Below are 15,015 nucleotides of genomic sequence, written 5' to 3'. Positions count from 1 at the left end.
TTAGCTGTTTAATTAAACTTTACATTTCCCAGATCCGGTAGAGAACCATCGCTGCTTCAGCACGGGTCAATGGTTCGGCTGGTGCGATTTTGCCATCTTTGCCGTTGACAATTCCGCTTCCTACGAGGGAAGCTACACTATCCATCGCGTAAGTGGAAATGCTTGCAGCATCGGAATATGGAGCTAGATTTCCGTTGCCGGTAGATTGCTTACCCGCTGCTTTCAGGGCTTTCGCCGTAAGAACCATCATATCTTGACGGGAAATGCTGTTGCCTGGCTTGAATGTGTTATCTTCGAATCCAGAGACAACTCCAAGTTCTTTGGCAATAGCCACAGCCTGTGCATAGTGAGCAGTTGGCTGTACATCGCTGAAGGCTGCCCCGTTCGTGCCCGAACCCTTCAACTCAAGTGCTCTGACAAGCAAGGTGATAAAGTCGGCTCTCGTGATGGAAGCTGCAGGAGCGAAGCTGTCATCAGAGATTCCTTTAATAATATCGCGTGCAGCCAGCGCTTCGACTGCTTGTTTTGCCCACAGGACATTTTGCACATCGGCAAAAGTCTTGGTTACGTAGACTACAGCATAAGTGCTGAAATGAGTTGTTTTGAACACCATTGAACCGGATTTAGCATCATAGTGTCCGCTTGGCACGGCTGTTGCATGCCCTTGATTGTCAATGTGAAGAATCACGATCTGATGTGCATTGACAAGCTCCTGTGCAGCAGGCGTGTACGGAACAGATACCGTTACAGGTGCCGCTGGATTGTTCCAGGCAAGGAGACGGTCACCAGCTTTTACACTTAGATCGATCACCGGACGGCTGCCCACAATAGCGCGAACATCTGCGCTCAGACGATCTGCCGAGACTTTGTTAATCAGAATAGAGACTTGATCCGCTTGCTCCGTAATATTAGAAAGCATATTGGACGGAATTTGAATTGTTTCATTCTCCGTCTTAAGCACAAACTCAACATTATTGTTGCTTTGCAGGATTGAAGTCGGCAATTGCACAACATAGGATTGTACATTTGCTTGCTTCGGCACTTCGATGGTAACCTGCTTCTTGCCATTTGCACCTGGAGAAGCTTTTTCAATCGCTTTATTCAGGCTGTCGCTTGAAATGGTTGCTGTGGCTGTTCCATTTTCAACTTTTATTACCGGCACTATCTTCGAGTCATTGTCTGGAAGCTGTGGTTGAGGTTGGGGCTGCGGAGTAGTCCCGGAATTTGATCCGCCACTGCTACCACCATTGTTCCCCCCGCTGTTGTTGCCTCCACCGTCGTTTCCTCCGCCATTGTTTCCGCCAGAAGAGGGTTTGCCAGTGAGCGTCAATTCACCGAATACGGACGTATCCTGGTAACCCTGACCAGATGGATCATTCCATGCATTCACGCTGATTCTGTTGCCGTCTTTCGCATCATTAATCTGCGCATCAAAGCCAATTTTGGCATTGTTCGCAGGCTTAACCTTTTTGAACGGAATCTTCATTTCAACCGTGTAGTTGGTACCGGAAACAGAGACTTTGGATTCGAAACCTGCAGCGATTTCCGCAGGATTAAAGGTAGCAAGGTTCTCGAAGTTCACTCTGTATTGTCCATCATCATCCTGGAAGCTGGACGTTTTGCTGTTATTTTCATCGACGAATATCTCGACGGAATCCTGTTCCCATACATTTGGATTGGTCTTGTTCAGTTGATCATCTCTGACTTGAACCAATACATACAGATTGTCGTCATCCCACAGTGCTTTTGCCGTTCCTGTCGCACCTGACCATGCCATTTGCTTCGTATCCAGTTTCATTTCAGGAGCTTTGCTCCATACACTGTCTACAGAGCCATCAATAGCTGGTGTCCCATAATAAGCGCTTGAGCGCTTGTATTCAAGCTCTTCAGGCGGATTTTCCGCCATATACTTTTGCGGATCAACTACCGCGTAGAACGCCTTTTTTGCTTGAAAATTCTTATCAAACAAGGTTGGATTCTGCTCGGCTCTCCAGCTGGTGCTGTCATTTAATCCCCAGAAGGTGACACGCGGAATATGCTCGCTGTTCTTCTTATACAGATCCATCAATTGGGCATACAGATAGGCCTGCTGCTTCGCTTCTTTTTCAGTGATTGTAGAATTAGTGCCTGCCATAATGTCCAACTCGGTGACACTGACTTCTACTCCCAAGGAAATGAAACGCTCGAGCGACATCTTGACATTATCCAATCTAGTGCCCAAATTGTAGTGGGCTTGCATGCCGATGCCGTCAATTAGTTTCTCGCCAGGGTGATTTAGGGCATACTTCTCATTGAGCTCTTTCACCATGCTGTAGATCGCTGTAGCTTTATTCTGGTTGTCATCGTTATAGTCATTGTAGTAAAGCTTGATATCCCAGCCATTTTCATCAATGACTTCTTTGGCTGCAAGGAATGCCTGCTCTATAAATTCAGGGCCGATGGCTTGTAACCAGCCTGAATTACGCAATGCATTTTTCCAGTCTTCTGGATTAGCCGGGTTATCGTTCATCGCTTCATTGACAACATCCCAGGAAATGACTTGATCGCCAAAGTGCTCAACAACCGTTTTAACATGTGTTTTTAGATTCGTCAGAGCTGCTTCACGGCTCAATGGTTTACCACTCTCTGCCGTATAAAGCCATGTAGGTGACTGCGCATGCCATACGAGCACGTGACCGTGCAAGTCAAGGCCTGCATCCTGTACTTTTTGGACAAGAGCATCTTCTGCGGTGAAATCAAATTGTCTGTCCCCGTTATAGGCATAATCCGGCTTCATGTCATTTTCAAACGTAACGACATTGTGATGCTTGGTCAGAAGCTTGAGCCGAGTCTCGTCAAAGGTAGCCGGATTAACAATATTCCCGATCAGGAAATCATCCTCGTAAATATCCTTGATATTAGGAAGATTTTCTTGAATCGGAGGCGCGGCAGTTACAGGTCCCACATATTTTAGAGCAAAGTCATCCAAGAAGAAGGTACGGTTGCCGCCGTCATTGTTTGCTGTTTCAATATAAGCATTGAGTACGCTTGGAGTAGTGGTGAGCGTATATTTACCCGTTAAGTGTACCCATTCCTGATCTGTAACAGTTGCATTTGGTGAAACGTTCGCAAAGCCGCTGTCAGCATATTGAACACTAATACGAAGGGTCGTAGGCGCTTCGCCAGGTGCCATTTTCACCCAAGCAGACAGCTCATATTCGTGATTCTTTGCCATTTTTCCAGTAGCATCAACCAAGGCTGCATCATATTGTGTCGTAGTCGTCACAAGCAAGCTTTGCTTGCCGCCAGATGTATGATTATCGTCTTCGGAAAGTGCTACCGTTTCACGGCCGTTCCGTGCTTTGAATCCATCCAGACCATTCTCAAAGTCTGCAGAGATGCCCGTTTTATCTACAATTTCAGGTTCTGTTTGATCAGGGGTTACATCGGTGATGATGACTTCATCAATGTAAATATCCGAGGTTAACGTATTGTCCGATGGTTCAACATAGATGATGACCTCATTCGTTTTAGAAGGGATTTCGTAGCCTTTGGTTTCTAAGAGTGTCCAGTTAGAAGCGGTTACAAGCTTGTTGCCTATAATCCAAGGATACTTCTGATCATCCGACAATATTTCAGAATCTATCTTGGAAGCCAGATGGAACTGGCCTTCACCTGAACTGAGTTTAACCTTGAGGGAAATATCATACTTACGGTCGGATTTCATTTTGCCCGTAAGTACGAGAGCAGGAACGGCCTTCTCATCGGCCCGGTTGAAGAATTTCAGAGATTTCGTACCTTCGGAGGCTACGTCGTTAACGACCGCAGTATCCCCGTTCGATCCCCAACCCAGCTTGCCCCATCCACCGTTACTGCCGTCTTCAAAGCTTTGGTTAAGGACTACCGTGGGTTCGACAGGTGTTACTGTCTGGGTGATCGTGATATTCCCGATATAGAAAGAGACACCCTTACCTGCTTCATCAGACTTGATTCGCAGAGCTGTATTCTCCACACTGTTAACGGAGAGATCGGCGGATAGTGTAATGCCTTGTCCTGCTTTAAAGTCAGCAGAGCTAATTCCAATGTATCCTTCTGAGCCAGCAACCCCCTTATTGCTTACAACCTCCAGTACTGCTTTACCAGCTGCAGGCGGGTTAGCATCAGTATCGACATAAACGGAAGCGGTTACAGAATACTCTTTGCCAACTGACAAACCAAGGTCACCAAAAGCGAGGTCCACGCCATCCCAGTTATTAGATCGGTTACTAACTTTTAAAGCTGCTCCATCATCATTGCCTTCAAACGGCTTGCCTGTTACAGCGTCCAGCTGGGCACCGCCTGATTGACTTGCCTTGCCTTGACCATTCTGGAATGTTTCCTGATACACAATTTGTGAATTAGTTGCCACTAGATCTGCAGCGTTAACTGCCGGAGCTATCAAGCCGCCCGGAAGAAGCAGAGCCGCTGCGAGTAACCCGGAAACGACCTGCTTAAAAGATTTCCTCATTCGAAGCATTCCCCCCACACCAAATTTTTTATAAAACATATAAAGCGCTTACATAATTTGCTGTAGCCAGCCTCCTTTCACCCCAGATAATACCACTTCATGAAAGAGAATTCTTACTCCAAATTAAAGGGGAATCTTAGTTTTTTACAGAACTCTACCAACTCTGATACTCGTACAGACTTGCTCTTCTTTCCGATGATCAGGTCGCGGCAATAAATTCGTCGCAGCACTCACAACAGATCCCCTTTTAATAATGCCTACTACCACCAGCCACACTTTAAAAAAGACCAAAAAGGAGCAGGATTCCCCTGCTCCTTCGCTATGTGAAACTTCTTTCTCTCATCAAACGTAAATTCACAAGGTATAATGAAGTCAGATGACCGTTCAGCATGATCTTATGACCATCATAATGAAGGAGGGGACATTCGTGGCGTTTATTCCGCTAAACTGCCCCAATTGCAACGGAAGAATTGAATACAAAGAGGGTGAGATTTTAAAGTGTCCATATTGTGAAACAGAGCTTTTATTGAAGCAAAATCATGTCTATTACGTAGACCAGACCATTAATCATTACCACGGAACGCCCCCTAAAGCACCGCTGAAGCAGGCTGTCTCCGTAAAGCTAATGCTGATGCTAATGTTAGTCCTAACTGGTGCCATCGGTACGTATTTTTATTATAGTAACAACTCCACCTATCCAAAAACAGAAGCCAATCTGCCTGTGCGAAAGATGCCCGAAAGCGAGGTTCTGCTCTCATTTTTGCGAGATATCTTCGATAAAGGGTCCGCCTTGCCGACAGAGGAGGAACTGGCTCGTCTTCGCTATTTAACCGTAGAGCATTCGGAGAATGATCAGTGGAAGTTTACATATAGCCTCTCTGATCCCTTCAGCGATGAACAGGCCGAGAAGATCACTTATATTACTCAGGACAAGAAACTGAATAGCCAGCGGATTGATCAGCGAGATTTTGAAGCTTTTAAGGGACTGACGGCATTGGACCTGACGAATACCTATGAAATCTCCCAGACGGACCAAACCACTTTGGCCCATATGCCCGGATTAAAAAGTTATGGAGGCGCTTTTAACGAATCCTTTAGTACATTTTCGGGCTACTTTGGCGACAAGTCTAAAATTACGGAAATTTCCACTCAGCTTCGCAGTAATCAGGAATTGGCCCTACTGCTGGAATTTCCTAATCTGAGCTCTTTATCCATTACCTATGTGGATGAGTCCGTAACGGATTTCTTTCTGTTGAATAAACTGCCGCTCAAGTCCCTGTCGCTCACCTTTGTCGATGAACTGGGATGGCTGTCTTCCATGACCAGGCTATCATCCTTGTCCATACATTACAGTGAAGCTACAGACCTACAGCCGCTGTATGCCTTAACCCAGCTTCAGGAGCTTCAGCTTTCCTATTTAACCAACGTAAAGTCCATCGACTTTGTACAAAATATGCCTGCTCTACAAACGCTAGATATCGAAAATGTAAACTTTTCAAGCATGGAGCGCTTGGCCGACAAGGCCTCCATTACTAAACTACGCCTGGCTTCTCTAAGTCAGCTTGGCTCGGTAAAGACCATAAACAGTCTGTCTTCACTGCGGGAATTAACGTTGTCCGGTTATTACGAGAAAGCAGAAGCGCTGACATTGCCAAATGTAGTGCGGGTGGAAGTCCCAAGCTCCTTTCTCTCCGGGCTGAAAGCGCCCGCCGCAACCAGCCTGACGCTCCGTGGCGGAAGTGGAGAGTTGAATTTAGCGGCGCTGGGGAAATTCCCGAAACTGAAGCAACTCTCCCTCTGGGAGATCAGTGAAATCACACGTCTAGGCGCCCTGGACAGCTTGTCCCGCCTAGAGACCCTAAGCATTTACGACTCGTCACTGTTCAAGGAAAGCGATGCCTTATTTCGTTTGAAACAGGTGAAGTCTCTGATGTGCTCAGAGTGTAGGCTGAACTTTGAACAAAAGGCGGCCGCGGAGAACAGCGTGCTTGAACATTTGACCTTAGAGCAGCCATATTTCAGCATAAACAACACCTCTGTTACTGAGGTTGACCAAATGATGCCTTACTTTGCCAAAATGACCGCTCTACGTTCCTTCACTCTGCAAGACAGCAATTTGGCTTCTCTCAAATTTATGAGTAACTGGCAGGCCATAGAAAATCTTCATCTCGAGAACAATGCCATTTCCAATATAGAGACCCTAAGCCAGCTGCCTGATCTGCAAAAGGTATATCTATCCGGTAATTCCGTACAAAACAAATCCGTACTTGGTACGGGTGTGCATGTGTATTAGACTACTATAATTAATGGATGATATTGAAACAAAGACAAGAAGGGGTTCGAGAATTATGTATAAATTCTCGAACCCCTTCTGTTTATGTTTAGCTTTCTAACCATCATCGCTACACTCCAGAACGCTGCGGATTGACCGTGCCAAAGATATGATACGGTGTTATCCCCTTTGAAAATAGACTATCGATCAGCTTGATCAATTCTTCCGACGATAGATCTTTGTCTCTGTGTATCCAAAGGCGAAACATAGATATTAATGTTGATATGTAAAACTCGATGATATACGGTGCCAAGACATCATCTGTTGGAAAATCCACAATCAATCGCTCAAAGGGAATTTCTCTTTTCAAGCGTTCCACAAAATGAACAGAACCATAGTCGCCCAATATAGCTTTAAGAACTGAAATTTCCTCTGCATTTTCCAAGCATTGAAGTGCATCTTGGATAGTATGTGTAGAAAACTCTCTGCCTGCCATTTCCTCCTTAATGGATTTCAAAACACGCTCTTCAACGCAGTCCAACAACTCATAGATATCTGTAAAGTATTGATAAAATGTACTCCGATTATATCCTGATTGTTTAGCAATCTCTTGAATGGATATCTTTTCGATTGGTTTTCGGCAATATAAATCACAGAATACATTTATGAATGTCTGCCTTGTTTTGTCCGTAATTTCAGGTTGCTTATTCATGATTGACCTCCATTTTCTGTTCAATTGATTATACGACAGATATTAAAAATCTGATGGTTGATGACCGTATAGTGAATCTATACAATAACATTATACAACACGTTGTTGGATCATTAACAAGGATGAATATGGATATTAGGAGGCTAAGATGAGAATTTTATTTTTCGGTAGAGGTGTAATATCGACCCAATACGCTTGGGCTTTAGAGAAGGCAGGGCATACCGTTGAGTTTTACGTTAGAAAAGGGAGAAAAGAAAAGTTCGGAAGTCATATAGCGCTTGAAATGTGGGACGCACGAAAAGGGAAACAATTCATCCAAGAAAGCTGGAAAATCAAGCTGCATGAGGAGATAAGCCCAAATTACGATCTCATTATTGCGAGTGTCAACACAGAGCAACTTCCCGAAGCAGCAAAATTACTTTCGACTACTGCGGGTAACACCCTTATCCTAATATTCAATAATATTTGGAAGGATTTAAAATCATCAATCTTGCCCCTGTCTATGAACAATGTTATCTTTGGGTTCCCAGGAGCAGGAGGCGGCATTGAGGACAATAAGCTTAGGGGCGGCTTTTTAAAAATGATATTTCTGGAAAAACCACGGGTAGGCACGGAACAGATAAACAACAAGGTCAGAGAACTATTTGAAGGCGCCCATTTTAAAATCAATTGGATCAAGGATATGCAAAGCTGGTTATGGAATCACTATGCCATGAATGCGGCGATGGAGACCGAGGTGTTAAAACGGGGAAGTTTCCCAGCAATCTTGAATCATAGTGACTCATTCACAAATGTCGGCAAGAGTATGCGGGAAATGAAGCCTGTTCTTAAAGCAAGAGGCGCAAAGATGGACGCGATTACTCTACTGTTGACCAAGATCCCACCGGCACTTATCGGCACGCTGTTTAACAAGGTCATTTTTGCAAAGGGCAGCTTACCACGACTTTTCATTGAATACAATAATAGTACATCCAATTTTGCAGTACTTGAAGTTGTGAGAGAAGCCAAAAAGTTAGGTATACCTTTGCCACGTCTTACCTCGGCATTAGAAAACACTGAACAACACACAAGTATCGAAAACGGATAAACTGGAAAACTTCATATTGTTCAGACCAAGATCAACTCTACTAATGATTATATAAAACTATCATCCGTCGAACGGAAGCCTCATCAAATACCCTTCGCTGAATGAATGACTTCGGTTAAAACAATTATAGCCCGAGCTTTAGAAGCCTCGGGCAAATTAGCTATATTAAAACAGGTAAATGTAGCTTCAAAACACTACACCCTAACCAACATCGCTACACTCTCCACATGCACCGTATGCGGGAACATGTCCACCGGCGTTACCTCAACCGTGCGATAGCCACCATCCTCCAGCACACGAAGATCTCGTGCCAACGTGCTGGGATTACAGCTCACATACACCACACGCTCAGGCTTCATCTCCAGAATCGTATCCAGCAAACGTGGATCGCAACCTTTACGCGGCGGATCAACAACGATGACGTCGGCTTCAATGCCTTGTTCTTTCCAGCGTGGAATAACGTCCTCGGAAGCACCCACTTCGAACTTCACGTTCTTCATGTCGTTCAACACCGCATTGCTGCGAGCATCTTCAATTGCTTCGGGTACAATCTCTACCCCGTACACCTGATCGGCATGTTGCGCGAGGAAAAGAGAAATCGTACCGATGCCGCAATAGGCATCAATGACAGTCTCTTTACCACTCAGTCCTGCGTACTCTACCGTCTTCCCATAAAGTACTTCCGTCTGCACCGGATTCACCTGGTAGAACGAACGCGCTGAGATCGCAAACTGAACATCACCGATATAATCATAAATTACATCACGGCCCCACAGGACGCGGGTTTCATCGCCAAATATAACATTGGTCTGCTTTTTGTTAACGTTCTGGCAAATGCTCGCCACATGCGGGATCGCTTCACGGATACTACCGATCCATGCATCCTTGTGTGGAATGTCGCGGCCATTGGTGACCAGAACAAGCATCATCTCGCCTGTACGGAATGCCTTCTTCACGACCACATGACGCAGCAGACCGCGACCTGTTTCTTCGTTATATGCGCTAATGCCAAGATGGCTGCCTAGCTCCTTGACCTTGGCTACCACTTCGTCATTGTGCTCATGCTGAATAAGGCAGGTCTCCATGTCGATGATCCGATGACTTCCTTTGGCGTAAAAACCACCCACTAAGCCTCCATCGGCTGCACCGATAGGCACTTGTGCCTTGTTGCGATAGCGCCATGGCTCGTCCATGCCCATCGTTGGCAGTACACGGATACCTTGCGTTGTGTCATCTTCGATCATGACACCTTCCATGCGAAGGCGAATACGATTGCTGCCGTTCATTTGTTCTTCAGTAGAAGTTTGTTCAGTTTGGATTGCCTGCTCATCATCCTCCACCAACACATTCAGCTTACCGATCCGCTGCAAATTGTCCACCACCAGCTGGCGTTTCCACGCAAGCTGTCCGGCGTAACTCATATGCTGGATCTGGCATCCGCCGCATTGATCGTAGATCGGGCAAGGCGCGGATACACGATCCGGGCTGGCCTTCACGATCTCCAGCAGTTTGGCGTAGCCGTACTGCTTCTTGGTTTTCATCACTTTCACGCGTACGGTTTCGCCCGGAAGCGCACCTTGCACGAACAGCGTGTATCCATTGGCACGGCCGACACCTTCACCGTCATGGTTCATACCGATGATGTCGATGACGGTCTCTTCATTTTTACTTACAGGGAGTCCTTCGATTGGTGCAGATTCACGTTCCCGTCCCTTCGGACGAACGGCAGAAAGAGATGCGCCTTGTGGCCGCACCTCTTTCCCTTGCTGACGTGTAGATGGACGAGATGATTTGCTCGGCTGGCGGGATGATGAAGCATTCCCTTGCCCCTGAGAGGCAGCCGAATTCCGGCGGTTTTTTCCACGACCGCTGCGGTTCGTATTAGACAACGTACATTCACTTCTTTCTTCATATATGTTCATCCCTTGTTCAAGGGAGATTCCATTCATTTTCAGGCACCATGAGATTATACGTGATCCCACTGCCCACGGCAACAGGAAATCACATTTTCTCCCCGATCCATACTACGCTTAACGATACAACATCAGGTGATGACGCAGGTTCTTGAATGTCGCAGGCAATGTGCCGCCCAACTCGCCATCCAGGTTCAATTGCACATAGCCCGGCGACGTTACTTCCATATAATCCGTTTGGAAATGAACGACCTTCTTGTCATTCAGATGTTCACCACGCAGCGCAAGGGTTACGAGGCGAATCATGTCAGCCAGATTACATTTGCGCACACCGATCACATCGAACAGACCATCATCAATGGTCGCACCCGGAGCTAGCTTCTCGAAGCCCCCGACGGAGTTTGTATTGGCAATGAGGAACAGCATGAATTCATCATGAATTTCTTCCTGACCCGCGGCACGGATAACCAATTCCTGCGGAGACAGGCTCGCCATTTTCTCAATACCCTTCATATAATAGGCCAGTTGCCCAATCATCGTTTTCAGACGGCTTGGCACCTCATAGGTCAGTTCGGTTAACGAACCCCCGCCCGCAATATTGATAAAATATTTATCATTCGCCTTGCCCAGATCGAGCGGACGAAGCTGCTGGTTAATGACCAGATCCACGTAATCTTCCCACTGCCTCGGAATACCGAGCGCACGCGCAAAATCATTCGTCGTTCCCAAAGGAAATACACCCAGCGGAGGACGATTCTCCCGCTCGGCCATGCCGTTAATGACTTCATACAACGTACCGTCGCCGCCAGCAGCAATAATCATGTCATATCCTCGTTCAATCGCCAGCTCCGCTTCCCGGGTTGCATCTCCCTCACCCGTTGTTGCGTGACACGAGGCTTCAATACCACCTTGATCCAAACGCTGCAAAATATCAGCCAGACGTTTCTTCATTTCTTCCCGGCCTGAAGTCGGATTATATATCAAGCGAGCTTTTTTCATCTCATACGCCACCTATTCCACATTATCCATGAGTCTGAACGACCTCATATTCTTACTATCTGAGAGTGACCGTAGTCGGGCATCATTTTACACAATGACTCACGTCCGTTAATCCTGCCCCAACACTTTTCTCTACTTATATATATGCATAAGGAATTCCGTCTCATTCCAAAGCCTTTATGTACTATCATATCATCAAATGTGAAGATGTCCTAGCCTGTGATACATAAGTAATTATTTTCATATCTATTATAACGAAATTTTACATCTGGATAACAATAAAGATAAAACCTTAAGAATTATCCCACTCCAGCAATGACGAGCATGCTCTCTGTTCACTTCCGAACTTGTCTATCCTTTACAAAATAAACCTCTAGCACTCCTCTTGAATCTAATCCTATGGATTTCCTGTCATTTATAACCATCCATCACCATTCTGCCCGCTTGGGCCGGAAATAGTCTTATACCCTCTCAAATCATGAGAACAACCATATCCTGCAAAAAATTTACAAAAACCTGAATGAGATGACAAATAAAATGAGACCTTCTCCAATATAGTCTTAGTGCATCCTCAACACATTCCAATATCATACCCATGAAGGAGATCACCGAATGAAAAAACTCGTATTATTGCTTATGGTTTCGCTCTTGGGCTGTATTTCCTTTGTCACAGACGTTGAAGCGGCAGTCATTAACCATGATCAGGTTGTCGGATTCCAGGAAGTAAACCCCGTCACTGTGACGCAAATAGCAGCCAAGCGTTTCCAACACTACTTAAAAGTCTACCATGGATGTGTTCCATTCCCCGCCGTGGATCAACAGGGCAATACCAATGCAGGCTTGCAAACCTCCGGTTCACCTAATGGCAACTGCAGCTCAAGTACAGGGCAAGTGTACTCCCGTTCGGCATGGCATAATGGCGTATGGGCTATTATGTACGCATGGTACTTCCCGAAAGACTCCCCTTCCTCCGGTCTCGGCCATCGTCATGACTGGGAAGGTATCGTTGTATGGGTAGACAATCCCGCAGCACAAAATCCTCAAATCCTCTCCATCGCCTATTCAGGACATGGGCAGTTCACGAATGTTGCACCAAATAACACGAACCTGAACGGTACGAATCCTTTAATTAGTTACAACAGTACCTGGCCTCTAAACCATGAGCTTGGTGTTACTGGAACCGTCGGTGGAATGCAGCCTTTGATCGGCTGGGATGATCTGACGTCTGCGGCACGCGATGCGCTGAATACGACCGATTTTGGCAGTGCTAATGTTCCGTTGAACGACAGCAATTTTACAAACAATTTAAACAAGGCCTGGTTCAGATAAAAAAAGTAAAATCCCCTTCAAGTGGACACAGAACTTGGAGGGGATTGTTTTTGCAACTACATATAGTTTAGAAGCCAATCTTTCTGCCAGCACGGAGCTGTTTATACCAAAAATATACGGTGCAGCCCACACAGTAACCGAGCAATGCGGCACTTGCAGCGAGGAGAAGCATCGACGAGAAAATATAACCTGCTACCTGCCAACCAAGGCCGAATGAGATAAGTGCCAGCGTAAGAAACAATACGGCCAGAACATTGTTGAAGCGTTGCAGTTCCACTGCCTGTGTCTCTGTCCCTTTTCCAGTAAACACGGCCTTCCCAATCTGCACAAACAGATTAAGCTTGCCTCCGGATGCCAGACCAATGACTTGGATGATCCATAATGCTCCCAGAATTAACGGCTGGTTGAACAGAAATGACAGGACAACAAATAGCACAATCCCAATCTGGTTCGCTTTGACATAGCGCATAGGCACTTCCCGCATCTGCATATCTCCTTATCCCCATTTTATTAGTTGGCTTAATTGTAGTCGGGATCGGGACTTTGAGCAATAGTCATCTCATTTGAGATTAGAATATTCTTTTTTGAGCACATCCCAATGAGGAGTGGGCGTGCGGGTAGCCTTTTTCCAATCAGTAAATGCATTATCTAACGCCTCGATCTCTCCAAAGGAACCCGCAACCAGTTTATAGATCGGAAGCATGCTATACATCTTCAACAGAAGATAAAACATCCATTGATGTTTGCGAATCAGTTTGGCCTGAATCTCCGGTATAATCGTTATACCCATAGCCTCAAGCACGCTAAAGCCCTCACTCATCGCCCCAATCATATGCTGGAGTTGCTTCCTGTTCCCGTCCACCTTGATCATCTCACGCTTCTCATTAAAACTCACCGCATTAAGCATCAGAATGGGCACAATATGGCTTTTCAGCCAGGCATCGATATCGTCCAGGTAATTCAACTTGTATTTCGTCTTCTCAAAAGCTTGATCCAGTATCGATTTAAAGGCAATCTCACCGTCCAGTCCACCAATCACCATTTGCCCGCTTGCTCCACCAATGGATAACATCCGGTCTTCTTGCCGCCGCCCACCGCTGACCTGGAAACCAAACGCTATCCTTTTTTCGACCTTGCTGTTTTCCTCCAAAAAGATTTGCATGCTTCGTGCATCTGCATTGTTACCGACGATCACCAAGTTCCTGCTATGATTGGCTGCCAAAATAGGCAGTACTGATGGAAAATCGTTGTACTTCATAACCACGAAAATAAGATCATATTCATCTTTCTCTTCCAGCGTTCTTGTTACCCGAACCGGATCAACGGTCGTTTTAAGCTGGAACACATGACGAATGACAATACCATCTCTCTCCAGTTCCTCTGCCCGCTTCCCTCTAGCCAGAATGGTGACGTCATTTCTTCCGCGTACCAGAATCTGCGCCAGCTGACTGCCCAGAACGCCTGCGCCATACACTAATATATTCATTAGTTATCCCTCTATTTCAAATTTTTATGGATACTCGTTGCTTTATCAACATTTGTTGATAAAATAAGAGTAACAAAGCATCTGCAACGCTTCAATCGCTAAAATATCCGTTATTGTTGAATAATCAACGAATGGATCCATATTGTTGAAAACATCAAAGGAGGCGCCATGGACAGACGAGTGGTCAAAACAAGAAAAGCCATAACCGATGCCTTTATCGGGTTGTTAGAAGAGCAGGATTTCGAGCAAATTACGATTAATGAGATTGCTGATCGGGCCAATGTGAACCGTGGTACCGTCTATTTGCACTATACGGACAAGTTTGATCTGCTGGATCAAAGCATTGAGACGTATTTGCAGCAGCTGGTGGAGAGCTGTATGGTGGAAAGTCCTACAACGCCCATGTCTGTTAGGGAGGCGTTGCTCCGAACCTTCCGTTACCTGGAGCAGCACGCCCCTGTTTATACCACGCTATTAACCCAAAAAGGCATTCCTGCTTTTCGAAACCGGCTGATGAAAATCCTGATTCAGGGAGTGGAAGAGCAGGTTGATGCGTGCGGCATTCACAAAGGTATCAATCGGGAGATCACTGTTCAATTTCTGGCTTCTGCCGCCGCTGGGCTGCTGGAATGGTGGATCATGAATTCCATGCCATATCCGGCACAGGAGATTGTCGAAGAACTGATGTCTTTGCTAGAGCTTCATCTGATTCTTCCTTCTCAGGTATAGGA

General features: G+C 45.8%; 10 protein-coding genes. 4 read left to right on the top strand and 6 right to left on the bottom strand.

Annotated features, from left to right (window positions below):
• Nucleotides 1-19: 19 nt before the first annotated feature.
• Nucleotides 20-4,486, bottom strand: a complete 4,467-nt coding sequence (locus tag BLS14_RS28820; protein WP_090955307.1) for an endo-1,4-beta-xylanase — start codon at nt 4,484-4,486, stop codon at nt 20-22.
• 427 nt (nt 4,487-4,913) lie between these two features.
• On the opposite strand from BLS14_RS28820, the gene BLS14_RS28815 reads away from it, so the two are divergent.
• Nucleotides 4,914-6,779, top strand: coding sequence for a leucine-rich repeat domain-containing protein (locus BLS14_RS28815; protein WP_090955206.1), 1,866 nt, complete (start codon nt 4,914-4,916; stop codon nt 6,777-6,779).
• A gap of 109 nt (nt 6,780-6,888) precedes the next feature.
• On the opposite strand, the gene BLS14_RS28810 is transcribed toward BLS14_RS28815, so the two are convergent.
• Entirely contained in the window at nt 6,889-7,470 is a 582-nt protein-coding gene (locus BLS14_RS28810) for a TetR/AcrR family transcriptional regulator (RefSeq protein ID WP_072735700.1), read from the bottom strand.
• 148 nt (nt 7,471-7,618) lie between these two features.
• Here BLS14_RS28810 and BLS14_RS28805 point away from each other — a divergent pair, with 148 nt between their 5' ends.
• On the top strand, nt 7,619-8,557 hold the full coding sequence (locus BLS14_RS28805; protein WP_090955204.1) for a ketopantoate reductase family protein: 939 nt from the start codon (nt 7,619-7,621) through the stop codon (nt 8,555-8,557).
• Nucleotides 8,558-8,751: 194 nt separating this feature from the next.
• On the opposite strand, the gene rlmD is transcribed toward BLS14_RS28805, so the two are convergent.
• Together rlmD and BLS14_RS28795 are read right to left on the bottom strand one after the other, a co-directional pair.
• Nucleotides 8,752-10,479, bottom strand: a complete 1,728-nt coding sequence (gene rlmD / locus BLS14_RS28800; RefSeq protein ID WP_090955305.1) for a 23S rRNA (uracil(1939)-C(5))-methyltransferase RlmD — start codon at nt 10,477-10,479, stop codon at nt 8,752-8,754.
• 108 nt (nt 10,480-10,587) lie between these two features.
• The gene (locus BLS14_RS28795) at nt 10,588-11,469 is read right to left on the bottom strand and encodes a diacylglycerol kinase (RefSeq protein ID WP_063568189.1); all 882 of its coding nucleotides are present in this window, start codon (nt 11,467-11,469) and stop codon (nt 10,588-10,590) included.
• 612 nt (nt 11,470-12,081) lie between these two features.
• On the opposite strand from BLS14_RS28795, the gene BLS14_RS28790 reads away from it, so the two are divergent.
• Entirely contained in the window at nt 12,082-12,798 is a 717-nt protein-coding gene (locus tag BLS14_RS28790) for an NPP1 family protein (RefSeq protein ID WP_090955203.1), read from the top strand.
• Between the two features lie 67 nt (nt 12,799-12,865).
• On the opposite strand, the gene BLS14_RS28785 is transcribed toward BLS14_RS28790, so the two are convergent.
• Both BLS14_RS28785 and BLS14_RS28780 read right to left on the bottom strand, forming a co-directional pair.
• Complete coding sequence (locus BLS14_RS28785; RefSeq protein ID WP_090955201.1) at nt 12,866-13,282, bottom strand: DUF4395 domain-containing protein; 417 nt, start codon at nt 13,280-13,282, stop codon at nt 12,866-12,868.
• Between the two features lie 75 nt (nt 13,283-13,357).
• A complete protein-coding gene (locus BLS14_RS28780) occupies nt 13,358-14,284 on the bottom strand; it encodes a ketopantoate reductase family protein (protein WP_090955199.1) in 927 nt (308 codons plus the stop codon).
• A 168-nt stretch (nt 14,285-14,452) separates the two neighbouring features.
• Here BLS14_RS28780 and BLS14_RS28775 point away from each other — a divergent pair, with 168 nt between their 5' ends.
• Complete coding sequence (locus BLS14_RS28775) at nt 14,453-15,013, top strand: TetR/AcrR family transcriptional regulator (RefSeq protein WP_090955197.1); 561 nt, start codon at nt 14,453-14,455, stop codon at nt 15,011-15,013.
• The last annotated feature ends 2 nt before the right edge of the window (nt 15,014-15,015 follow it).

The sequence above is a fragment of the Paenibacillus sp. OK060 genome, from assembly GCF_900101205.1.
Lineage (GTDB): Bacteria > Bacillota > Bacilli > Paenibacillales > Paenibacillaceae > Paenibacillus > Paenibacillus marchantiae.
This window is presented reverse-complemented; position numbering and strand designations above follow the sequence as displayed.